We start from the raw sequence: 22,465 nt of genomic DNA on the forward strand, positions 1-22,465 counted from the left end.
TCTCTCTCCTGATTCAGGTCAAGCCGCTGGCATCCGGCGCTCGACCATTTCCGCAAACCACGAGCACCCAATGGGGATGATCTCGTCATTGAAATTGTATTCGGGGTGGTGCAGCCCGGCACTGTCACCGTTGCCCAAAACGATGAATGCCCCGGGCCTCTCTTCCAGCATGAACGAGAAATCCTCGCCCCCCATCACCATCGGCGCTTCAATGCAACTGCCCTCAACCGACACCGCGGCCTCTGCTGCATATCCCGTCTGAGCTTCGGCATTGATCGTCACCGGAACACCGCGTTTATAGGTGACGTTCACAGACCCGCCAAATGTTGCAGAGATCCCTTCCGAGACTTCCTTCAGCCGTTGTTCGATCAGGTCGCGCAACTCGTTGGAATGGGTCCGAACAGTGCCGCGGATCCGTGCTGATTGCGGGATCACGTTGAACGCTTTCGAGGACGTCTCGACCGAGGTCACAGACAGCACGGCCTGCAAAATCGGATTCGCATTGCGCGACACAATCGTCTGCAACGCCACGATCAGCTGCGACAGCATCACCGTTGTATCAATCGTCTGATGAGGTTTTGCCGCGTGGCCGCCGCGCCCTTCAAGATGGATGTCAAACTCATCCGCTGCCGCCAGCAACGGCCCCGAACGAATGGCAAACTGCCCGGCAGGAATACCCGGCACATTGTGCATCGCATAGACTTCCTGAATGCCGAACCGATCCATCAGACCGTCCTTGCACATGGCCTCGGCACCATTTCCACCCTCTTCGGCGGGCTGAAAGATCACGATTGCCGTGCCATCAAAATTGCGGGTTTCCGCCAGATACTTGGCGGCCCCCAAAACCATCGCCGTATGGCCGTCATGACCACAGGCATGCATCGCATTCGGTATTTCCGAGGCATAGTCCAACCCGGTCTGTTCCTGCATCGGCAGGGCGTCCATATCGGCGCGCAGGCCAATCACACGGCCCCGTGTGTCGCTTTTGCCGCGAATGACGCCAACGACTCCGGTACGACCGATGCCAGTCACGACCTCGTCGCAACCAAACTCGTTCAGCTTTTCCGCAACCAGCGCACTGGTGCGGTGAGTGTCGTACAGAATTTCCGGGTGTTGGTGAATGTCACGCCGCCAACCGGTGATCTCATTATGCATCTCTGCGAGACGGTTCTTGATCGGCATGTCATTCTCCCTGTTTCATACGACAGGCAATCGTCGTTCCACAAGCTCGGCAAACCAGCTGCAACCGGCGGGGATCGCGTCGTCGTCAAAGTTGTATTGCGGGTGGTGGCACATGGCCGTATCCCCGTTCCCGATAAAGATGTACGCGCCGGGGCGTTCTTCAAGCATATAGGCAAAATCTTCGGACGGCATGATAGGGTCCGTGCTGTCGTTGACCTTGCCCGCAACCGCAGCTGCCGCCTCGGCCGCATAGCCCGTTTCGGCCTCGGAATTCACTGTCACCGGATATCCGGGTGTCCAGATAACCTCCGCCTTCGCGCCAAAGGCCGAGGCTGTATCCTCGGCAATCCGGCGCACGCGTTCTTCGGTGATTGTACGATACTCGGGGTCAAGTGTCCGCACGGTTCCCTGCAAACGCACCGTATGAGCGATCACGTTCGACGCAACGCTATCCGTCACAAACGTCCCAACGGTAAGGACAACTCGCTTGATCGGGTCAACGGTCCGGGACACCACCGATTGCAAGGCAACAACGATATGCGAGGCTACCAGAGTTGTATCCACCGCCTCGTGCGGTGCAGCGGCGTGTCCGCCCTTGCCAGTGACCGTGATTTCAAACTCATCGGACGAGGCCAGCAACGCGCCGGGGCGAATTGCGAACTCGCCCACCGGAAGACCGGGCATATTGTGCATGCCATAGACCTCGTGAATGCCCCAGCGGTCCATCAGCCCGTCCTGACACATGGCCAGACCGCCGGCCCCGCCTTCTTCGGCGGGCTGGAAGATCAGAACCACAGTGCCATCGAAATTGCGCGTCTCGGAAAGGTACTGCGCGGCCCCAAGCAGCATCGAAGTGTGCCCGTCATGTCCGCAGGCGTGCATCTTGCCCGACACGGTCGAGGCATAGTCCAGCCCTGTCGCCTCTTCAATCGGAAGTGCATCCATGTCCGCCCTCAGGCCGATGACGCGCCCCTGCGTATCCGTGCGCCCTTTGATCACCCCGACAACACCTGTTTTGCCAATGCCCGGAGTGATCTCGTCCACTCCAAACTCTTTCAGACGTGCGGCAACAAATGCCGCAGTTTCATGGACGTCATACATCAGCTCCGGATGGGCGTGCAGGTGGCGGCGCCATTCGGTGATCTCGCCATGCATTTCCGCAAGTCTGTTTTTTACGGGCATCTCAAGACCTCCCTTTCAACCGCTGGCACCGTATTACACCGGGCTAGGCGCATAGTTTTTCAACCAATCGCTGCATGAATTTATGACCGGCTTCGAATTGTTCAATCGTAACGAACTCATTCGGCTGATGTGCCTGCGCTATGTCTCCGGGTCCACATATCACGGCAGAATACCCGGCCTCCTGAAACTGGCCTGCCTCGGTCCCGTAACTGACCACATGGCTTGCGTTGTCTCCGGTCAGGGCGCGTACCAGTGCTTCGGCTTCACCATCCTCTTCCGGGATCAACCCCGGAATCGCGAAGTTTTCAGTCAGTTCGATGCGGGTATCCGGGTGAACGGCCTGCATCTGAGCCTCAATGTGCCGAACCTGTTCGAAATAGGCATCTCGCCATTGGGCCTGCGTTTCGTCGGGCACGGTCCGAAAATCCATCATGAACCGGCAGTCTTTGGCAGTAATGTTGTGGGCCGTTCCGCCTTCAATCATACCGACATGGCAGGTTGTCCAGGGTGGATCGAATACGGCGGCAACGGCACTGGGTTGCGCCGCCAAGTTCCGCGCGTTCTGCTGGTTGGCCCAGTCGATCAATGGGGCCGCTGCCATGATGGCGTTGACGCCTGTGTGCATGATCGAGCTGTGAACTTCGAACCCGACGATATGGGTGTCAAAGCCGAAACCGCCCTTGTGACCCGTTACCGCCTGCATCATCGACGGCTCACCTACGATCACCGCCGAGCCTTTGGGCAAAATGCCCTGCATTGCCTCGATCATCGGCGGCGCTCCGGTACACCCGACTTCCTCATCAAAACTCAGCGCAAGTTGGAGCGGTCGCCTCACATTTGCGTAATGCGCCTCGACCAGCGTCCAGATGGCAAGCGCATCAAATCCCTTCATGTCGCAGGTGCCGCGCCCGAAATATTTGCCGTCCTTCTCGGTCACGGTGAAGGGGTCGGTGTCCCAGGGTTGCCCGTCAACCGGCACTACATCCGTGTGCCCGGACAGCACAACTGAGCCTTCTTCCAAAGGGCCGACATGCGCAAAGATTGCCGCCTTATGCGGCTGATTCGGATCAGCCCAGCGGTGCGACGTGATCCCATGGCTTTGCAGGTATTCGTCCACCCAGTCGACCAACGGCAGGTTGGTGTCACGACTCACGGTTGGAAATGAGATCAGCTTGGTCATGATCTCAAGCGGCGTCAGGCGCTTGCCCATCGGGTCAGTACCCACTGTCTGTGGTCAGGATAAAGTGACCCGGTTCAACCTCTTGATATTGAGAGGGTTCCGGCTTGAAATCGACAGGGTGGATTGGTGACGGGATCGGTTTGAAGTTCAGGTCTTTTTCAGTCTTTCGCTTGTTCGGGTCAGCAATTGGAACTGCCTTCATCAACGCCTGCGTATAGGGGTGTTGTGGGTTTTCAAAGACACGCGCACGCGGGCCCAGTTCCACGATGCGACCCAGATACATAACGCCGACATAGTGGCTGACACGTTCAACCACGGCCATGTCATGGCTGATGAACAGATAAGACAGTCCCAAATCGGATTGCAGTTCCATCATCAAGTTCAGAACCTGAGCCTGAACCGACACGTCGAGGGCCGAGACCGCCTCATCCGCGATGATCAGTTTGGGGTTCAGGGCCAGTGCGCGGGCAATCGCGATCCGCTGACGCTGCCCCCCGGACATTTCATGAGGGAAACGACGCATGAAGCTGCGCGGCAGCTGCACCTTGTCGAACAATTGTGCGACGCGGTCCTGCAACTCGGATCCCGACGCCACGCCATAGTTGCGCATCGGCTCGGCAACCTGATCGACCAATTGCATCTGTGGGTTCAGCGAGGCGAACGGGTCCTGAAAGATCATCTGCATGTCCAGCCGCGCCTTGCGCAGGCCGGACGGGTCCAGCTTCATGATATCGACACCGTCCAGATTGACCTCGCCCGCCATCGGCTCGACCAGCCGCAGGATCGAACGCCCGGCCGAGGACTTGCCGCACCCGGATTCGCCCACAAGGCTGAGCGTCTGACCTTTGTTCAGTGTGAATGACACATCCTCGACCGCATGAACGTTCGAGATCGTGCGCCGCAGAAGACCACCTTTGACCGGAAACCGCGTGGTCAGGTTCTTTACCGTCAACAAAACTTCTTCGGTTCCGGGGATTGGTGCAATTTTCTGCCCCTCGACACCCAGCAACTTCATCGGTTCGGGCGCCGACTTACCCTGCATTTCACCCAGCTTCGGCACTGCAGCCAAAAGCGCCTTGGTGTAATCATGCTGCGGGTTTTCAAAGATTTCCCTGACGGTCCCCTCTTCGACCTTGTTGCCGCGATACATGACGACAACACGGTCAGCCATCTGCGCCACAACCGCCATGTCATGGGTGATGAACATTACCGCCGTACCGGTTTCGCGCTTGAGGCGATCCATCAGGGCCAGGATCTCGGCCTGAATAGTCACGTCTAGCGCCGTGGTGGGTTCATCCGCGATCAGCAAGCGGGGTTCGCAGGCCATCGCCATTGCGATGACGACACGTTGGCGCATCCCGCCCGACAGCTCATGCGGGTACTGTTTCAAACGACGCTCAGGCTCGGGGATACGAACCTGGCGCAACAACTCAAGCGCACGGTCCTCGGCCTGTGACTTCGACATCTGCTTGTGGATGCGCAGACCTTCGGTCAACTGGCGACCAACGGTAAAAACTGGGTTCAGCGCCGTCATCGGCTCCTGAAAAATCATCCCGATCTCGTTGCCGCGAATCTGTTTCATCAGATCCGGATCGGCTTTGGACAGGTCCATTTCGCCCCCATCGCGGCGATCGAACAGAAGTTCACCACCCGCGATTTCGCCGCCTCCAAACTCGACCAGCCGCATCAGAGACAGCGACGACACCGATTTCCCCGAGCCCGATTCGCCAACGATACAAACGGTTTCACCCGGTTTGATCTCAAACGAGACATCCTCAACACCGACAACGGGGCCATCCTTCGTCTGAAACTCCACCCGCAGTTTTTTAATCTGTGCAATAGGCTGATCCAGCACGCGCGCGCTCCCTTGACGACGGTATTCTTTTCTGAATTCCGAACGCTAAGGCGGGCCGCCGGGAAAAGTCAAACCCATTACACATTTTCGCGACGGCACTACTTGCAATTTTCTCAGGTTCTGTTTCGATACGCCATGTAACCGACCTGGGGAGGCGGCGCAGACTGAAATCGTTAGCGCTATTATCTTTGTTGATCAAAACCTTACCTTGGGGCGGCAACGCCAAACCCGCAGGCCTTGCGGAGATAATCGAGACACGAACGTGTCCAACTTGGGAGTAACTTATGAAAATCAAAACCCTTTTGCTTGGTGCGATTGCAAGCACGGCGATGGCCCCTGCGGCCTTTGCTGAGCGTGGATCGGACGGCAATGTCAGCATCATTTACTGGCAGGCTCCGTCGATCCTGAACCCGTACCTGTCCTCGGGCACCAAAGACATCGAATCGGCTTCGTTGGTGATTGAACCGCTCGGTCGCTATGACCAAGACGGGAACCTTGTAGCCTATCTCGCCGAGGATATCCCGACCGTGGAAAACGGTGGTGTTTCGTCGGATCTGAAATCGATCACGTGGAAGCTGAAATCCGGTTTGGTCTGGTCCGATGGATCGCCCGTGACGTCGGCCGACGTAAAGTTCACCGCGGATTATTGCATGCATCCGGAAGGTGGTTGCGCCCAGCTTGCCAAGTTTGAAGGCGTCGAAAGCGTCGAGGCAATCGACGATCTGACCATCAAGGTCAACTTTGCCGAACCAAAGCCGAACCCCTATGGCCCGTTCATGGGTGGTCAGTCGCCAATTATCCAGATGGCCCAGTTTCAGAACTGCATGGGCTCCAAGGCGCCTGAATGTACAGACCAGAACTTTGGCCCGATCGGAACCGGCCCGTTTGTTGTGGACGAATTCAAGCCAAACGACGTGATCACCATGTCGGCCAACCCGAATTATCGTGACCCAAACAAGCCCGCTTTTGCCACGCTGACCTTCAAAGGTGGCGGCGACGCAACGGCGGCTGGCCGTGCTGTGATGGAAACCGGCGAATTCGACTATGCGTGGAACCTGCAGCTGGCGCCCGAAGTCATCGAGCAGATGAAGGAAGGCGGCAAGGGTACTCCCATCGCGGCATTCGGGACCTTGGTTGAACGGATCGAAATGAACATGACAGATCCGTCCCCCAGCCTGCCTGAAGGCGAACGTTCAACCGCCAAACATCCGCACCCAGCCTTGTCGGAACTGGCTGTTCGCAAGGCCCTGTCGATGGCAATCGACCGTGATCTTCTGGTTGAGATTGGCTACGGTCAAGCCGGTCGCCCGACCTGCAACCTGGTACCGGCCCCGGCATTGTACGCAAGCGACAACACCGAGTGTCTGACGCAGGACATTGACGGCGCGAACCAGATGCTGGATGAAGCCGGCTGGGTGAAAGGCGCTGACGGCGTCCGCGCCAAGGATGGTGTAAGACTGTCGCTGGTCTATCAAACCTCGACCAACGCTGTTCGTCAGGACTTCCAGGCGCTGATCAAGGAATGGTGGAGCCAAATCGGTGTTGAAACCGAGCTGCGCAACATCAACGCGTCGGTCTTTTTCGGCGGTGACCCGGGCAGCCCGGACACATTCCAGCGTTTCTATGCAGACGTTGAAATGTACGCCAACAACTTCGATGGCACCGATCCGGAAAGCTATCTTGCGCAGCACACCTGTGACAAGGCACCCAAGCCGGAAAGCCAGTGGCAGGGTGAGAACATCAACCGTTACTGTGACGCCGAGTATGACAAGCTGGTGGCCGAACTGGGCCGCACCGGTGAGCTTGAAAAGCGTGGCGAAATTGCACGTAAACTCAACGATATGCTGACCAAGGACAGCTATGTCGTGGTTCCGCTGGTTGATCGTGGACGGGTCTCTGCACATTCCAACACGTTGGGTGGCGTGATCCTGAACACTTGGGACAGCGAGCTTTGGAACGTTGCGGACTGGTACCGCAAAACCGGCTCCTAAGCGTTAAACCTGCCAAGCCGCGCCCCGATCTTCGGGGCGCGGTCATTTGCAGGCCGTTCCAACAAGAAGACGCATCAACAAAGGCGCCTTTGAATGCTCAACTTTACAATCAGACGACTGGTGTTGGCGGTGCCCACACTGCTGTTCATCAGCCTCGTCATCTTCCTGCTGCTCGAGCTTGCCCCTGGCGACCCGATGGCACAGGTTCCGCTCACCGTTCCCCCGGAAGTCAAAGAGAAGATGCGCGAGGCGCTTGGCCTCGGCCAGCCGATGCATATCCGGTTCTGGAAATGGATCGTGCAGTTCTTCTGGATAGAACCACAGGTATTGGTCGACTCTGTATTCGGTACAACCTTCTCCGAAGGCGACTTGCGCGTGATTTCATGGCAGACCCGCTCGCCGGTCATGGACATCGTCGTTCAGCGGATCCCGCAGACCCTGTGGGTTGTCGGCACCGCCTATGTGGTCGCCATCCTGATCGCGCTGCCCATCGGCATCTATTCGGCGTACCGCCAATATTCCTGGTTCGATCAGATGGGTACCTTCGTGTCGATGGTTGGCTTTTCCGTTCCACCCTTCTTCTCGGGTGTTCTGGTGATCGTCATATTCTCGGTCCAGCTGGGCTGGTTCCCGTCGATCTATGACACCACGCTGGTGGTCAACAGCTGGGACAGTTTCGTTGTGCAACTCAAACAGATGATCATGCCGGTCATGGTTCTGGCCTTGCAGATTACAGCGCAGCTCAGCCGGTTCATGCGCGCGTCCATGCTGGATAACCTCAATCAGGATTATGTTCGCACCGCCCGCGCCAAGGGTCTCAGCGAATACACCGTGGTCATGGTTCACGTTCTGCGAAACTCGATGATCCCGGTGGTCACCGTGATTGCGCTGGGTATTCCGTCCATCTTTGGTGGCGCCATCATCACCGAGCAGGTGTTCAAAGTGAATGGCATCGGTCAGCTGCTGATCGGAGCGATTCAGGCCAATGATCTGCCGATGGTGCAAACCCTGACCTTCATCTTTGCCGTACTGATCGTGCTGTTCAACCTGATCGCTGACGTACTTTACGGCATTCTGGACCCGAGGATTCGATATGACTGATCATGATCGTACCGATACACTGGTCCCGGACGAAGGATTTGCACCTGCCTCGACAGCCTTGCCAACGGCCGGCGTGATGGAAGAACTGGCCACCCCTCCCCGCAGCCAATGGCGCGATGTGTGGGATCAGTTCAAGACCCACAAAGGCGCAATGGTCGGTGCGATCCTGTTTATCATCATCGTCGCCGGTGTTTATTTGGGCCCGTATCTGTGGAGCATCGATCCAACCCAGATCGATATCCGGTCGCGCAATCAGGGCCCCAGTTGGGCGCATCCCTTTGGCACCGATCAATTGGGTCGCGACATTCTTGCGCGCATGATGTCGGGTGGTCAAACCTCAGTCTCGGTTGGCATAACCGCGATGTTGCTGGCGCTGTTCCTGGGTTCGTTCATCGGCGTTCTGGCAGGATTCTTCAGACGGCTCGATGGGCCGCTGATGCGCCTGACCGACCTGTTTCTGGCCCTGCCCCTGCTGCCTTTGCTGCTGGTCATGATGCTTCTGTTCCGCGAGCCCCTGTCAGCGGCTTTTGGGCTGGAGCGCGGGATATTCATCCTGATCGTCTGCGCCATCGGCATCACCTCATGGATGCCGACTGCGCGGATCGTGCGCGGTGATGTGCTGGCCATCAAGGAACGTGAATTCGTTCTCGCCGCGCGCTCCATCGGCACCAGTAACAGCCAGATCATCACGCGGCATATCCTGCCGAACGTTCTGTCGCCAATCATGGTGTCGGCAACGCTGGGGATTGCCACAGCGATCATCACCGAAAGCGCGCTGTCCTTCCTTGGGTTGGGATTCCCGCCCGACTTCCCGACATGGGGCCGCCTGTTGTTTGATGGTGTCGACTATCTTCAGCAATACCCCGAGCGTGTATTCTGGCCCGGTCTGGCAATCTCGCTGACGGTGCTGAGCGTCAACTATCTGGGTGACGGTCTGCGCGACGCGCTGGATCCCCGCATTCGCGGACGCTGAAACAAGTTTAGTCGGCGCGCCTCAGCGCGCCGGCCAACAGCACGATCAGAACGGCCAGTGGCAACAGCACGGCGAACGCCAGACGCAGGCCAAACAGTTCCGCCAAAAATCCGATCAGCGGCGGCCCTATCAATAACCCGCCATATCCCAGCGTAGCTACACTTGCGATGGCTTGCCCCGGCGGGACAAGCGGATCGCTGGCTGCACGGCTGAACGCCAGCGGCATGATCACCGCATACCCTATGCCCATCAGCGCAAACCCCGCCAATGCGGGCAAAGGCGCGACCGAAGAAACCACAGCGAAAACGCCCAACGCCGCGCAGATCCCGCCGAACCGGGCCGTCGCAGCGGGACCAAACCGCATAATGACAATCGCGCCTGCTAGGCGAAACGCCACCATCGTCACGGAAAACACGGCATAGCCCAATGCGGCAACACTTTCGGGCGCCCCGGAAACGTCTCGCAGGAAAATCGCGCTCCAGTCTGCGACGGCGCCTTCACCCAATGCACCGCACATGGCCGCGAATCCGACCAGTATCAGCGCGCCCGAGGGCAAAGCAAAACCCGAGCTTTGCGACCGCTCGGACCGTTTCGACGTCCAGCGCACCCACGACAAGGCCAGCGCGAAGGCAACAACCGCGCCACCCGCCAATAGGAAATGCACCAGAACCGTCAGCCCCATCTGAACAGCCACGTACCCGCTGAGCGCGCCAAGACCGGCCCCAAGGCTCCACATGGCGTGGAATGACGACATTACAGGTTTGTCATATGCCTGCTCGACCTCGGCGGCCCAGGCATTCATCGCCACATCCATCGATCCGTGAAAGGCGCCAAAAACAAACAAACATAACGCCAGCGCCCAAAACCCGCCAGCAACAGCAAGCAGGACCAGCGACATCGTGTACAGAACGGCCACAATCCGGGTTATCGCAACTGCGCCATACCGATCCGTCAACCGCCCTGTGACCGGAAACGAACAGACGGCCCCGGCCGCCATGAACAACAACCCGTACCCCAACGCGTCATGGGACAGCTCCAACCGGTCGCGCACGGCCGGTATGCGCGAGGCCCAGATGCCGAACAAAGCCCCGTTCAGGATGAACATGGTCGCAACTGCCCGCCATGCCGAGAAAACACCAATCAACAGAGAACCTCGTGCTGTCTGCCCGCCTCACCCGTTCTACAGGTTGGGCGCAAATTGGCAATTGCAGCTTAACCCAGGCGTTTGCGGATGCGCCGAACGGCGAACCATACGCCCGCTACAACCGGGATCGTCGCCGCCGCCGTCAGCATTCCCTTGCTTATGCCGGCGGCAGTCAACGGATACAGAAGGTAGCCGACAAGTGAGACCGCGTAATAACTGATGGCCACCACAGAAAGGCCCTCAACCGTGTGCTGCAAGCGCAAGGCAAGATCGGCCCGACGATCCATGCTTTCCAACAGGGCCTGATTTTGTGCACTCCGCTCGACGTCCACCCTTGTGCGCAACAACTCACCCGCACGTATGGCCCGGTCAGACAGCGCCTGCAGGCGGCGTTCTGTTGATTTCACGGTACGGATCGCAGGGTCATAACGGCGCATCATGAAATCGGCAAAGCTTTGGCCGCCTTCGAACCTTTCCTCGCGCAGGACATCGATCCGCTGATTGACCAGCGCCTCGTAAGCGCCGGTCGCACCGAATCGGAACGAACTGCGGGCCGATATGGTCTCGAGCTCGGTCGATATGGCCAGCAATTGAGGCAACAGCGCATCTGGTGGGGTGGTGTCATCCGTCATTTCAACCATCAGCTTCGCCAGCTGGGCATCCAGTTCCTCGATCCGGGGGGCCAATTGTTTGACGCGGGCAAAGCCAAGCATCGACATCGCCTTGTATGTCTCGATCTCGCACAGCCGCTGGATGATACGCCCTGTGCGGCGCGTGCCCGTGCCTTCGGTCACGAACAGGGCAAAACGCATGTGACCAGCCGGGTCGATACGGAAATCGCTGGCGCAAATTGCTGAAGCATCCAACACCCGCGACACCGCCAGACTTTCAGATTCGAACCAATCAGCCAGAGCGACCTTTACAGCCGCATCTTCCGGGCGCGGCACCACCCGCATCAGCAGCGAGGTGATCCTCTGGCCCGGACTGGCCATTAGCCAATCCGGGGGAAATACCTCGAAATCAGCCGGGTTGAAGGGGCGGCCGCTGACATTCGGCACAATCGCCGTATACGTGACAAACTCAGTGTGCTGCTCCCATTTCAGCCAATGGCGTCCTATCTGCCCGGCGTAATGCGTGGCCCCCGGCTGCGGATGTTGCGCCCCATGTCGGTCAAGCAGATCGATCAGATGGGCAATATCCTGACTGCGGTCCCGAGCGACGGCTGCTTCAGGCTTCTTGATCGCAAGAAAGGCGACCGTGCACGGCGTATCGGCGGCCGGAAACGGGCGGGCATGAAGTTCATTTGCCAGCGCATAGCGCAGCGGGTGATCATCGATTGGCGTCATTCCGAGGCTCCGATAGCGGTGTCCGCACTATACGTCACAACTCGGATACATCAATTCTTATTTTATTTCATATACTTACACGAATACAAAGGTATACAAACCGACTATCTCATTGATTTGGCTGCCACAGCTCGATCGGATTTCCCTCCGGATCGTGAAGCCGAGCGAACTTTCCGATCTCGCTGTCCCAGTCTGGGCGGGTCTCAACAGAGATTCCGGCAGCTTCGAGCTGCTGTATCATCGCGCCCAGATCATCGACCCGAAAATTGATCATCCATTGCTGATCCGGGTTTCCGAAATACTCAGTGTCTTTAGCGAACGGCGCAAACACCGTATACCCTTCGCGCTGCTTCCAGGGCACCGGATCATAGTGGTTTACGCCCAGATGTTCTTCGTACCAGCGGCTCAACGCCTCAGGATCACTGGCCCGAAAGAATACGCCCCCTATACCGTTCACTTTCTGCATGTTTCGCTCCAACCATACGCACATCTAATATACCACAACCCGCGCGCTTCATCTGGCCATAAATATCCTAGGGGTTTGGGGGCAAAGCCCCCAATAAAACCAAAAAAAAGAAAAGGGCGCCCAAAGGCGCCCTTTGCAAATGGATCAAACCGGTTAATCACTCGATCATCGGCAGCAGCTTGTCCAGCGACGCTTTGGCGTCGCCATAGAACATGCGGGTATTTTCCTTGAAGAACAGCGGGTTTTCGATACCCGAATACCCCGTACCCTGACCACGTTTGGACACGAAGACCTGCTTGGCCTTCCAGCATTCCAGAACTGGCATACCGGCAATGGGACTGTTGGGATCTTCCTGCGCCGCAGGGTTCACGATGTCGTTCGAGCCGATAACGATGGCCACATCCGTGTCCGGGAAGTCATCATTGATCTCGTCCATTTCCAGAACGATATCATAGGGCACCTTCGCCTCGGCCAGCAGCACGTTCATATGGCCCGGCAAACGACCCGCGACCGGGTGGATCGCGAAACGCACCTCTTTACCTTTGGCGCGCAGCTTACGGACCAGTTCACTGACCGATTGCTGTGCCTGCGCAACCGCCATCCCGTAGCCGGGAATGATGATTACACTGTCGGCATCGTTCAAGGCTGCAGCCACGCCATCAGCCTCAATAGCCACCTGCTCTCCCTCAACAGCCATCTGTTCACCCTGCGGGCCACCAAAGCCGCCCAGGATCACGCTGACAAAGTGACGGTTCATCGCCTTGCACATGATGTAGGACAGGATCGCACCGCTTGAGCCCACCAGCGCGCCGACCACGATCAGCAGGTCATTGCCCAGCGAGAAACCAATCGCCGCCGCGGCCCAGCCCGAATAGCTGTTCAGCATCGACACAACCACTGGCATGTCCGCGCCACCGATGCCCATGATCAGGTGATAACCGATGAACAGAGCGGCCAGGGTCATCAGGATCAGCGGCAACAGCCCGCCAGACGCGGTGTACCAGATCAGACAGATCAGCGAGAGGCCCGCTGCCGCCGCGTTCAGCGCATGACCACCGGGCAGCTTTGTCGCCGCCGAGGTCACTTTGCCCGCCAACTTGCCATAGGCCACGACCGAACCGGTAAAGGTGATCGCACCGATAAAGATACCAAGGAACAGTTCCACGTGCAGGATTGCCAGTTCGGCCGGTGTCTTCTTGGCGATCAGTTTGGCAAATGTGCCCAGATCATGCAGATCCGCCTCTTTCGCCGTATCCGCAATCGCCATGACCTGTGCCACGTTGCCGATTTCAAAATGTGCATTGAAACCCACAAACACAGCGGCCAGACCGACGAGTGAATGCATCGCGGCCACCAGCTGCGGCATCTCGGTCATCTGGACGCGCTGCGCCACGTATTGACCGATCAGACCGCCGCCAATGATCAGCAGGATCGACAGCAGCCACAGGCCAGAACCGGGGCCAACCAGTGTGGCAAAGACCGCCAGCGCCATGCCGACGATGCCGTACCAGACCGCGCGCTTGGCGCTTTCCTGGTTCGACAACCCGCCAAGGGAAAGGATGAACAGAACAGCCGCAACAACGTAGGCGGCAGTGGTGAAGCCAAATTCCATGTGCCCGGCCTCCTTAAGATTTCTGGAACATGGCGAGCATGCGCCGGGTTACGAGGAAGCCGCCGAAAATGTTGATCCCGGCCATGAAGACGGACAGCGCCGCCAGCAGAATGACCAGGAACGACCCCGATCCGATCTGCATCAACGCCCCAACGATAATGATCGACGAGATCGCGTTGGTGATCGCCATCAGCGGCGTGTGCAGGCTGTGCGAGACATTCCAGATCACCTGGAAGCCAACGAAAATGGCCAGCACGAAGACGATGAAATGCTGCATGAAGCTGGCCGGGGCAACCAGCCCCACCAGCAGCATCAGCGCGCCACCAACACCCAAAAGGGTGAACTGCTGCTTGGTCTGCGCCTTGAAGGCCGCAATCTCCTGCGCCTTTTTCTCTTCCGGGGTCAGTTCCTTGACCTCGGGCTTTTTCTGCGCCGCAATCGCCTGAATCTTGGGCGGTGGCGGCGGGAAGGTAATCTCACCCGCATGGGTCACGGTTGCGCCGCGGATCACGTCATCTTCCATGTTGTGATTGATCTGACCGTCCTTCTCGGGCGTCAGGTCAGTCATCATGTGACGGATGTTGGTTGCATAAAGCGACGAGGATTGTGCCGCCATCCGGCTGGGGAAGTCTGTATAACCGATTATGGTCACGCCATTATCGGTTACGACTTTCTCATCCGGCACAGTGCCTTCGACGTTACCGCCACGCTCGGCTGCAAGGTCGATGATGACCGAACCCGGCTTCATCGCCTTGACCATATCCTCCAGCCACAGCTTGGGCGCCGGACGGTTGGGGATAAGGGCGGTGGTGATCACGATGTCAATCTCGGGCGCAAGTTCGCGGAACTTGGCCAGCTGGGCGTTGCGGAATTCTTCCGACTGGACCGAGGCATAACCGCCTGTGGCCGCGCCATCCTGCTGCTCTTCTTCGAAGTCCAGATAGACGAACTCCGCCCCCATCGATTCGACCTGTTCGGCCACTTCAGGGCGCACGTCGAACGCGTAGGTGATCGCGCCCAGCGACGTGGACGTCCCGATTGCGGCCAGACCGGCCACACCGGCCCCAACGATCAGCACCTTGGCAGGAGGAACTTTACCGGCGGCGGTCACCTGACCGGTGAAGAAACGGCCAAAGTTGTTGCCTGCCTCGATCACGGCGCGATAGCCCGCGATATTTGCCATCGACGACAGCGCGTCCATCTTCTGCGCACGCGAGATGCGTGGCACCATCTCCATGGCGATCACGTTGGCGCCCTTGGATTTGGCCAGCTCCATTCCTTCTTCGTTTCCCGCAGGATTGAAGAACGAAATCAGGGTCTTGCCCTTGGTCAACCGTTTCAGTTCGGCCTCAGTCGGGATCCGAACCTTGGCAATGATATCCGCGGTCTTCCACAGCGACGCTGCGGTCTTGACCACCTCAACGCCTACGGCCTCGTATGCGGCATCCGAAAAACCGGCAGCCGCGCCCGCGCCTTTCTCGATCAGGCACTCATAGCCCAGTTTCTGCAATTGCACGGCCGAGTCGGGCGTCATTGCAACCCGGTTCTCACCGTCCAGTATTTCCTTTGGCGTGCCTATCTTCACTGGCAGTCCCCCTAATTTTTACTCTGTCCGAGCGGGTGGTCGGTATTCTTTGTTAAGCAAAGATGTATCCTGCGCAACATTATTTCGCAAGTGCAGCATTTTTTACGTGACATCACGAAATCAGCCACATTAGATCCAACGCCGCGTCTTGCGTTCGTAGCGTGCGAAATCCGTGCGGAACTGCCGGCGCAGGCGGTCTTCTTCCGGCAGGATAAACCGGCGCTCCAGCACCCAGACGAAGACTGGAACCAAAACCAGTGACAACACGGCGTCAAACCGCAGGATCAAACCCGCAAGAATCAGAACGTCACCGACGTAGATCGGGTTTCGACTGCGTTTGTAGATGCCCGTTTGCACCATCGCGGTCGGTGTCTCATGGGGAATGACGGTTGTTTTGTGGCGGCGAAACTCGACAATGGCTAGAACGGCCATCAGAAGGCCGCCGCCGATTAGAACTCCGCTGAGAAGGTCGGTCAGGCCACTCTCAAGAGACAGACCCAGCGCCATGTATCTGGCTTGCGCCCATGCCAGCGCCGCGAAAGCGATCAACCAAACCGGCGGTACATCTATCCAGCGCATTCCAAGCCCTCATGAGCGACGACAGTGTCGGGTATATGTCGCTTCTGACCGACGTCCTACCGTTTTTCGGCCAGATTGGCAAAAGACCAGTATGTCGCATCGATAGACAGACATGTCAGGATCGGCTACCCCAAATGCAACAAAAGACGACCACACAAGTGAGTGAGCCTTCATGACCGATTTTGCAGCAACCAAAGCCATGTTCGACCTGCCCGAGGGCGTGATTTACCTGGATGGCAACTCTTTGGGCCCGCTGCCTAAAACGGCTGCGTCTCGTGTGCAGAACATGCTGACCGAGGAATGGGGGCAAATGCTGATCACCGGCTGGAACAAGGCCGGTTGGATGGGCCTTCCCACTGGGCTTGGAGATCGAATTGGCCGCCTTATCGGTGCCGAGCCGGGCAGCGTCGTGACCGGCGACACCCTGTCGATCAAGGTTTATCAGGCCGTGTCCTCTGCCCTTGAACTGAACCCGACCCGCAAGGTTGTGCTTTCCGACAATGGGAACTTTCCGTCAGACCTGTACATGGTCGATGGCCTGCTGCGATCCCTTGCGGGCGCATACGAACTGCGCGTCGTCGACCCGCAGGGCGTCGCAGATGCAATCACAGAAGAGGTCGCGGTCCTGATGCTGACCGAAGTGGATTACCGCACGGGCCGGATGCACGACATGAAGGCGCTGACGGAACTGGCCCATGCCAACGGTGTCGTGACGGTTTGGGATCTGGCGCATTCCGCAGGTGCCATCCCCGTTGACCTTGCAGGGTGCAATGCCGATTTCGCAGTCGGGTGCACTTATAAATACCTCAATGGCGGCCCCGGTGCGCCCGCTTTCATTTATGTTGCGCCCCGACTGGCAGATAGTGTGCGCCCGGCCCTGTCCGGCTGGCTGGGGCACGAAGCGCCCTTTGCCTTTGACCTGGACTATCGGCCCGGAAGCGGGATTGAGCGTATGCGCGTTGGAACACCTCCGATCATCCAAATGACCGCACTTTCGGCGGCCATGGATATCTGGGATATGGCCGACATGGCGGATGTGCGCGCCAAATCCATTGAATTGACCGAGCTTTTCATCCGTCGGGTCGAGGCGACCTGCCCCGACTTGCAATTGGACAGTCCGCGTGTTCCCGAGCAGCGTGGCAGTCAGGTTTCATTCCGCTTCAGGGAAGGCTACGCCGCGATGCAAGCACTGATCGCGCGTGGTGTCGTCGGAGATTTCCGCGCACCTGACACAATGCGGTTTGGTTTCACGCCGCTGTATATCGATGAAAGCGATGTCGAGCGTGCAGTCGGGATTCTGGCGGATGTCATGCAGAACAAGCTTTGGGACACGCCAGAGTACAAAACCCGGCAGCGCGTTACCTGATTTCCAGCCCAGCTCCGATCAGGGCAGCCAGCTGTTTGGTGCGCCTTTCAAATTCCTCGGCGTCTGACGCGGTCAGCTTGATCCCCTTCAGCGTGACCGTAAGTGTTTTCGCCGTCTCTTCAGGCGTGTCAAACAGGCGAACGCGGCCAGCATCCTGCTCTCGCCTCAGCCATTCGGCATAAAGCGCGGCAAGTTCCCCTTCGCCCCGCTCGACAATATCGATGGCCATGGATTTGGTTGTGTCCAGCATCTCAATCCCATGCGGCGACGCCAAAATCGCAGCCATACCCTCGGTCTGGGCATGGATCGCCTTCCTGGCAATGTCCGAAACCGAGCCTTCGCCGTTGAACGCCTCGGCCACCGCTACGGTCTTTTCCTCGTAATGCCGTTCGGTCAGCTTGCGAACGATCGCTTCCTTGTTCCTGAAATACAGATAGACCGCTGGCCGCGACATCCCTGCACCGCGCGCAATGTCATCCATCGAGGTCTTGCGGAACCCGTATGCAGAAAAGGCCTGAAAAGCAGATGCTAGGATCGCTTTCTGCCGGGATTCGTCACTCGTATCTTTCATAAGAAAATCTCTGACATTCTTTGTTTAATTTGTCAATTGACAGACTGACACTTTACAACCATTATGTCAGAACCTTCCACAGATACAAAAAGGTGCGCCATGGCGACGGCCCTGAAGATTAACGGAACTCCCCATCAGATCGACCTGCCGGATGATGTCCCCCTGCTTTGGGTTCTGAGGGATGAGGTTGGCCTGACCGGCACCAAGTTCGGCTGTGGCGTCGCCGCTTGCGGGGCCTGTACGGTTCATATCGATGGCGAGGCCGTACGCTCATGCCAGGTGGCGCTGTCGGATGTCTGGGGCGAGGTGACCACAATCGAAGGCGTCGGCACGCCAGAAGCGCTGGCTACGATCCAGCAGTCCTGGGCTGATCATCAGGTGGCGCAATGTGGCTATTGCCAGTCGGGCCAGATCATGCAGGCCGCTGCCCTGCTTGCGGAAAACCCTGCGCCCACGGACGCAGAGATCGATGAGGCGATGCAGGGAAACCTGTGCCGCTGTGGCACCTACCCCCGCATCCGGGCCGCGATCCACGACGCAGCATCCAAGTTGATGGAGGCGTAAGAGATGGCTTCTGTTGGCAAAATTATCCGCCGTACGTTCCTGATCGGCTCAGCCGCAATTGTTGGCGGCGTCGCCTTTGGCGCGTATTATGTCACCCGCCCTGCCCCCAACCCGCTGAAACCGAAAGAAGGTGAAGCGACACTGAACCCCTTCGTGCTGATCGATCAGAATGGCGTCACCCTGTTCGCGCCCCGTGCCGAGATGGGACAGGGCGTGAAAACCACGTGGGCCGCGCTGATCGCCGAAGAACTGGATGTCGATCTGGATCAAATCACCGTCCTGCACGGTCCGGCAGCAACCGCCTATTACAACTCAGCCATGATGGGCGAGGGACTGCCAAACAAGGGCTACGACATCTCGGACTTCCAGCACAACTTAGGTGAAGCACTGGGTGTTCTTGGCAAGGCCCTAAGCCTGCAAGTCACAGGCGGCTCAACCTCGATGAAGGACGGGTTCGAGAGGATGCGGCAAGCCGGCGCTTCGGCCCGTGAAACGCTGAAACGCGCCGCCGCTGATCGGTTGGGGGTCGCGCCCTCGGACCTGAAAACAGCTTCAGGCCATGTCATCGCCCCGAACGGTGACAAGATCGCTTATACCGATCTTGCAGTGGAAGCGTCCGGACTGGAACCCGTCGAGGTACCTTTGCGAGACCCGTCCCAATGGCGTTATCTGGGCCGGACACAACCGCGACTGGACATGATGGGCAAAGTGACAGGCACTGCCGAGTTTGGCATCGATGTTCGCCTGCCCGGTATGAAATTTGCTGCCGTGCGCATGAACCCCAAACTGGGTGGCGCGATGATCAGCTTTGACGACAGTGCGGCAATCTCAATGCCCGGGGTCGAGAAGGTTGTTGATCTGGGCACTGGTGTTGCCGTGATCGCGAACAACACATGGCTGGCCAACCAGGCGGTTGAGGCTGTTGAGATCGACTGGGGCGATGCGCCATATCCACCTGATACGGACGGCATCTTCTCAAAGATTGCCGAGGCGTTTGACGACGCGCCGAACTCGACTATGCGCGACGATGGCGATGTCAGCATGACGCCGGATGGCGCGACCGAGATCACTGCCGAATACCAAGTGCCCTATCTGGCGCACGCCACGATGGAGCCGATGAATGCAACCGCGCTCTATACCGGAGATGCTCTGGAGCTGTGGTGCGGCAATCAGGCCCCGACGCTGATCCGGTTTCGCGCAGCAAACACTGCAAATCTAGACACTGAGGCTGTTCAGATTCACACCACCTATCTGGGGGGTGGGTTTGGCCGCCGGGGTGAGCTGGATTTTGGGGAAATCGCCACCAAGGTCGCGATGGCCGTGCCTGGCATACCGGTCCAGACAACCTGGAGCCGCGAAGAAGACATGCGTCACGACTACTTCCGCCCCGGCGCCATCGCCCGGATGCGCGGCGCTGTTCAGGACGGCAAAGCCGTTCTCATTGACGGCAAGGTTGCGGCACAGTCCTGCACGCAACAGGCGGTTGAGCGTTACACCGGCTTCCCCGGAGGCGGACCCGACAAAGTGCTGGTCGAAGGGTTCTTCAACCAGCCTTACGCCGTGCCAAACTACCGGATGAGCGGCCACGTCGCTGATCTGGCTGTCCCGGTAGGCTTCTGGCGTTCGGTCGGCAACAGCCACAACGGCTTTTTCCACGAGACCTTCATGGACGAATTGGCCCATGCCGCAGGGCGCGACCCGCTGGACTTCCGGCTAGAGCTGATGAGAACCGAACACGCCCCATCTGCCGGATGTCTGGAGGCGGTCAGGGAAATGTCCAACTGGACCGGGAAAACACCTGACGGCGTAGGCCGTGGCGTAGCCTTCACCTACAGCTTCGGCACGCCGGTGGCTCAGGTTATCGAAGTTGTCGACGAAGACGGTGCCATCCGCATTCACAAGGCCTGGATCGCCTGCGACATGGGGATGGCGCTGGACCCGGAAAACGTCAAGGCGCAGATGTTTGGCGGCATGATGTATGGCCTGTCGGCTGCATGTTTCGGCGCGATCACCTTTGCCGACGGGGAAGTCGAGCAGTTCAACTTCCCTGACTATGACGCCCTTCGTATGCATACTGCGCCACAAGTCGAGGTGCGCGTTCTGGAAACCAATCGCCATATGGGCGGCGCTGGTGAGCCCGGCACGCCCCCCTCAATGCCCGCGCTGGGCAACGCCCTGTTTGATCTGACCGGCAAACGTGCGCGCAGCCTGCCGCTGGTCAATCAGTTCAACCTGCTGGTCTGATTGCCATTTACCTTCCCCTTCACCGGTCCGTCGCGCACCCGCACGGTCCGGTGCCCAAGTCAGGCTGATTTCTGAACTGCCTGACAGGCAATCCCCGCCGCCCATCCCCGCACAGCCATGCCGAAGGCTTCGAACAAGGGGCGTGAAACCGGGTCGTTGATCGCATCCCATTCGGGATGCCATTGCACGGACAGCGTGAAACCGGGCGCATCCTTGACATAAATTGCCTCGGGCGTTCCGTCCGGCGCATGCCCATCGATCACCACACGCTGTCCGATGCACTTGATCCCCTGCCCGTGCAGCGTGTTGGTCATGACCTCCTGCGCACCAAACAAGTCGTGGAACACACCATTTTTGGTCAGTTTCACAACATGGCGCAGTGCAAATTTTTCCTCAAGTGTACCATCGGGCGGCATCCGGTGGTTCATCCGCCCCGGCAAATCGCGAATTTCCGGATAGAGCGTTCCGCCCATGGCCACGTTGACCTCTTGAAATCCGCGGCAAATACCCAGAAACGGCTGACCCCGGTCCACACAGGCCCGAACCAGCGGCAAGGTGATTGCGTCACGCGCGCGGTCAAACTCTCCATGCGCCTCGGTTGCGGGTTCACCATATTCTTCGGGATGCACATTGGGGCGGCCGCCGGTTAGAAGGAACCCGTCGCAAACCTCCAGCAACTCCTCAACCGATACATAACGGGGATCGGCGGGGATCAGCAGCGGCAAACATCCTGAAACGTTCGCCACAGCGTCAGAGTTCATCGTCCCCCCTGCATGGGTCGGGTATTGATCGTTCATGAGGTATGAGTTGCCGATAATACCAACAACGGGTCGAGACATTCCGCTTTCCTTGTTATTCATCCCCTTGGAAAGGAAGCTAACCGCAGCTTCACAGTCGTGCAAGAATACACCTCCTGCATGACAGCGCAGGGACGTGTTCAGGGGTGCACAAATTTTCTCCCGACATTTAGTCCAGTCTCGGCACGTTTTCCCAGCACCAAACTTCAAGTTGGGAACATGCGCCAAGTCATTACTTTGACGGAGCTGCTCTCTATGGTCGGATCTATATCTCTCCGTCCAACCCGGCGGCCTCAATTCCCGCCATCGCAACGGCAGCGTCGTTTTCAGACGTGTCGCCGGTAACCCCAACGGCACCAATTACGTCCCCCTTTCGCCCCCGCAGCAAGACCCCGCCCGGAACCGGCACGACCTGCCCGCCATACACACCGTTTACCGCCGCCATGAAGTAGGCTTGCGCCTCGGCCCGCTGCATCTGTGCCGTGCCCGCCATACCCAGCATGACAGAGCCATATGCCTTGCCATGCGCAATCGCAAAGCGGCCCGGTGCGGCATCATCCTCGCGCTCGAACGCGATGACGTGGCCGCCTGCGTCCAGAACAACCACTGAAAGTGGCTTCAGCTCCATCTCGCGGCCTTTCTCAAGTGCTTTGCGGATAATGGTACGGGCTTTGCGAAGGGAAACTTCCATGTGCATTCCTGTGTCTGCATGTCGAAAGAAGAAAAG

The 22,465-nt window shown here is 58.4% G+C and carries 19 protein-coding genes; 6 read left to right on the forward strand and 13 right to left on the reverse strand.

Annotated features, from left to right (window positions below):
* Positions 1–18: 18 nt before the first annotated feature.
* Genes AC2FNC_RS04945 through AC2FNC_RS04960 form a run of 4 tightly spaced genes read right to left on the reverse strand, consistent with a single transcriptional unit; the run spans position 19 to position 5,399 of the window.
* The gene (locus tag AC2FNC_RS04945) at positions 19–1,182 is read right to left on the reverse strand and encodes a M20 aminoacylase family protein (protein WP_496714742.1); all 1,164 of its coding nucleotides are present in this window, start codon (positions 1,180–1,182) and stop codon (positions 19–21) included.
* A gap of 15 nt (positions 1,183–1,197) precedes the next feature.
* A complete protein-coding gene (locus AC2FNC_RS04950) occupies positions 1,198–2,364 on the reverse strand; it encodes a M20 aminoacylase family protein (RefSeq protein ID WP_496714743.1) in 1,167 nt (388 codons plus the stop codon).
* 43 nt (positions 2,365–2,407) lie between these two features.
* The gene (gene argE, locus AC2FNC_RS04955; protein ID WP_496714774.1) at positions 2,408–3,574 is read right to left on the reverse strand and encodes an acetylornithine deacetylase; all 1,167 of its coding nucleotides are present in this window, start codon (positions 3,572–3,574) and stop codon (positions 2,408–2,410) included.
* 4 nt (positions 3,575–3,578) lie between these two features.
* The gene (locus AC2FNC_RS04960) at positions 3,579–5,399 is read right to left on the reverse strand and encodes an ABC transporter ATP-binding protein (RefSeq protein WP_480622276.1); all 1,821 of its coding nucleotides are present in this window, start codon (positions 5,397–5,399) and stop codon (positions 3,579–3,581) included.
* 284 nt (positions 5,400–5,683) lie between these two features.
* On the opposite strand from AC2FNC_RS04960, the gene AC2FNC_RS04965 reads away from it, so the two are divergent.
* The 3 genes from AC2FNC_RS04965 to AC2FNC_RS04975 all read left to right on the forward strand — a co-directional run bounded on the left by AC2FNC_RS04965 (position 5,684) and on the right by AC2FNC_RS04975 (position 9,464).
* A complete protein-coding gene (locus AC2FNC_RS04965; RefSeq protein ID WP_480476033.1) occupies positions 5,684–7,390 on the forward strand; it encodes a peptide ABC transporter substrate-binding protein in 1,707 nt (568 codons plus the stop codon).
* 93 nt (positions 7,391–7,483) lie between these two features.
* The gene (locus AC2FNC_RS04970; protein WP_209504480.1) at positions 7,484–8,491 is read left to right on the forward strand and encodes an ABC transporter permease; all 1,008 of its coding nucleotides are present in this window, start codon (positions 7,484–7,486) and stop codon (positions 8,489–8,491) included.
* The gene (locus AC2FNC_RS04975; RefSeq protein ID WP_480476031.1) at positions 8,484–9,464 is read left to right on the forward strand and encodes an ABC transporter permease; all 981 of its coding nucleotides are present in this window, start codon (positions 8,484–8,486) and stop codon (positions 9,462–9,464) included. Before AC2FNC_RS04970 ends, AC2FNC_RS04975 begins: the two co-directional genes overlap by 8 nt.
* A gap of 7 nt (positions 9,465–9,471) precedes the next feature.
* Here the strand turns inward: AC2FNC_RS04975 and AC2FNC_RS04980 are convergent, their stop codons facing one another.
* From AC2FNC_RS04980 to AC2FNC_RS05005, 6 genes are all read right to left on the reverse strand, one after another.
* Positions 9,472–10,608: an MFS transporter gene (locus tag AC2FNC_RS04980; protein ID WP_480516350.1), complete on the reverse strand. Its 1,137-nt coding sequence runs from the start codon at positions 10,606–10,608 to the stop codon at positions 9,472–9,474.
* Positions 10,609–10,676: 68 nt separating this feature from the next.
* A complete protein-coding gene (locus AC2FNC_RS04985) occupies positions 10,677–11,954 on the reverse strand; it encodes a DUF3422 family protein (protein ID WP_496714744.1) in 1,278 nt (425 codons plus the stop codon).
* A gap of 109 nt (positions 11,955–12,063) precedes the next feature.
* Positions 12,064–12,420 (reverse strand): VOC family protein, encoded by a 357-nt coding sequence (locus tag AC2FNC_RS04990; RefSeq protein ID WP_480516348.1) that lies wholly within the window; start codon positions 12,418–12,420, stop codon positions 12,064–12,066.
* Between the two features lie 157 nt (positions 12,421–12,577).
* Positions 12,578–14,032, reverse strand: coding sequence for an NAD(P)(+) transhydrogenase (Re/Si-specific) subunit beta (locus AC2FNC_RS04995; RefSeq protein ID WP_480476023.1), 1,455 nt, complete (start codon positions 14,030–14,032; stop codon positions 12,578–12,580).
* Positions 14,033–14,045: 13 nt separating this feature from the next.
* Positions 14,046–15,617, reverse strand: coding sequence for a Re/Si-specific NAD(P)(+) transhydrogenase subunit alpha (locus AC2FNC_RS05000; protein ID WP_480624606.1), 1,572 nt, complete (start codon positions 15,615–15,617; stop codon positions 14,046–14,048).
* A 129-nt stretch (positions 15,618–15,746) separates the two neighbouring features.
* Positions 15,747–16,196 (reverse strand): methyltransferase family protein, encoded by a 450-nt coding sequence (locus AC2FNC_RS05005; protein ID WP_480516344.1) that lies wholly within the window; start codon positions 16,194–16,196, stop codon positions 15,747–15,749.
* 172 nt (positions 16,197–16,368) lie between these two features.
* Between AC2FNC_RS05005 and kynU the strand changes: the two genes are divergently transcribed.
* Positions 16,369–17,562, forward strand: a complete 1,194-nt coding sequence (kynU, locus tag AC2FNC_RS05010; RefSeq protein ID WP_480624605.1) for a kynureninase — start codon at positions 16,369–16,371, stop codon at positions 17,560–17,562.
* Here the strand turns inward: kynU and AC2FNC_RS05015 are convergent.
* Positions 17,555–18,133 (reverse strand): TetR/AcrR family transcriptional regulator, encoded by a 579-nt coding sequence (locus AC2FNC_RS05015; RefSeq protein ID WP_480624604.1) that lies wholly within the window; start codon positions 18,131–18,133, stop codon positions 17,555–17,557. The genes kynU and AC2FNC_RS05015 overlap by 8 nt on opposite strands.
* Positions 18,134–18,232: 99 nt before the next feature.
* Between AC2FNC_RS05015 and AC2FNC_RS05020 the strand changes: the two genes are divergently transcribed.
* Positions 18,233–18,697 (forward strand): (2Fe-2S)-binding protein, encoded by a 465-nt coding sequence (locus tag AC2FNC_RS05020; RefSeq protein ID WP_496714745.1) that lies wholly within the window; start codon positions 18,233–18,235, stop codon positions 18,695–18,697.
* 3 nt (positions 18,698–18,700) lie between these two features.
* Positions 18,701–20,941 carry a xanthine dehydrogenase family protein molybdopterin-binding subunit gene (locus AC2FNC_RS05025; protein WP_480624603.1) on the forward strand — a complete coding sequence of 747 codons (2,241 nt, stop codon included), beginning with the start codon at positions 18,701–18,703 and terminating at the stop codon, positions 20,939–20,941.
* A gap of 59 nt (positions 20,942–21,000) precedes the next feature.
* Here the strand turns inward: AC2FNC_RS05025 and AC2FNC_RS05030 are convergent, their stop codons facing one another.
* Together AC2FNC_RS05030 and AC2FNC_RS05035 are read right to left on the reverse strand one after the other, a co-directional pair.
* Positions 21,001–21,780 carry a gamma-glutamyl-gamma-aminobutyrate hydrolase family protein gene (locus AC2FNC_RS05030; RefSeq protein ID WP_480516334.1) on the reverse strand — a complete coding sequence of 260 codons (780 nt, stop codon included), beginning with the start codon at positions 21,778–21,780 and terminating at the stop codon, positions 21,001–21,003.
* Positions 21,781–22,003: 223 nt separating this feature from the next.
* Positions 22,004–22,429, reverse strand: coding sequence for a GlcG/HbpS family heme-binding protein (locus AC2FNC_RS05035; RefSeq protein ID WP_480481817.1), 426 nt, complete (start codon positions 22,427–22,429; stop codon positions 22,004–22,006).
* Between the last annotated feature and the right edge of the window lie 36 nt (positions 22,430–22,465).

This window comes from Ruegeria sp. BHSA123 (genome assembly GCF_059613425.1).

Coding starts and splice junctions, on each gene's coding strand:
- AC2FNC_RS04970 (WP_209504480.1), top strand. CDS start 7,484: ATGCTCAACTTTACAATCAGACGACTGGTGTTGGCGGTGCCCACACTG.
- AC2FNC_RS05005 (WP_480516344.1), bottom strand. CDS start 16,196: ATGCGCTGGATAGATGTACCGCCGGTTTGGTTGATCGCTTTCGCGGCG.
- AC2FNC_RS05035 (WP_480481817.1), bottom strand. CDS start 22,429: ATGGAAGTTTCCCTTCGCAAAGCCCGTACCATTATCCGCAAAGCACTT.
- AC2FNC_RS05015 (WP_480624604.1), bottom strand. CDS start 18,133: ATGAAAGATACGAGTGACGAATCCCGGCAGAAAGCGATCCTAGCATCT.
- AC2FNC_RS04995 (WP_480476023.1), bottom strand. CDS start 14,032: ATGGAATTTGGCTTCACCACTGCCGCCTACGTTGTTGCGGCTGTTCTG.
- AC2FNC_RS04975 (WP_480476031.1), top strand. CDS start 8,484: ATGACTGATCATGATCGTACCGATACACTGGTCCCGGACGAAGGATTT.
- argE (WP_496714774.1), bottom strand. CDS start 3,574: ATGGGCAAGCGCCTGACGCCGCTTGAGATCATGACCAAGCTGATCTCA.
- AC2FNC_RS04990 (WP_480516348.1), bottom strand. CDS start 12,420: ATGCAGAAAGTGAACGGTATAGGGGGCGTATTCTTTCGGGCCAGTGAT.
- AC2FNC_RS04985 (WP_496714744.1), bottom strand. CDS start 11,954: ATGACGCCAATCGATGATCACCCGCTGCGCTATGCGCTGGCAAATGAA.
- AC2FNC_RS04965 (WP_480476033.1), top strand. CDS start 5,684: ATGAAAATCAAAACCCTTTTGCTTGGTGCGATTGCAAGCACGGCGATG.
- AC2FNC_RS05020 (WP_496714745.1), top strand. CDS start 18,233: ATGGCGACGGCCCTGAAGATTAACGGAACTCCCCATCAGATCGACCTG.
- kynU (WP_480624605.1), top strand. CDS start 16,369: ATGACCGATTTTGCAGCAACCAAAGCCATGTTCGACCTGCCCGAGGGC.
- AC2FNC_RS05025 (WP_480624603.1), top strand. CDS start 18,701: ATGGCTTCTGTTGGCAAAATTATCCGCCGTACGTTCCTGATCGGCTCA.
- AC2FNC_RS04945 (WP_496714742.1), bottom strand. CDS start 1,182: ATGCCGATCAAGAACCGTCTCGCAGAGATGCATAATGAGATCACCGGT.
- AC2FNC_RS05030 (WP_480516334.1), bottom strand. CDS start 21,780: ATGTCTCGACCCGTTGTTGGTATTATCGGCAACTCATACCTCATGAAC.
- AC2FNC_RS04950 (WP_496714743.1), bottom strand. CDS start 2,364: ATGCCCGTAAAAAACAGACTTGCGGAAATGCATGGCGAGATCACCGAA.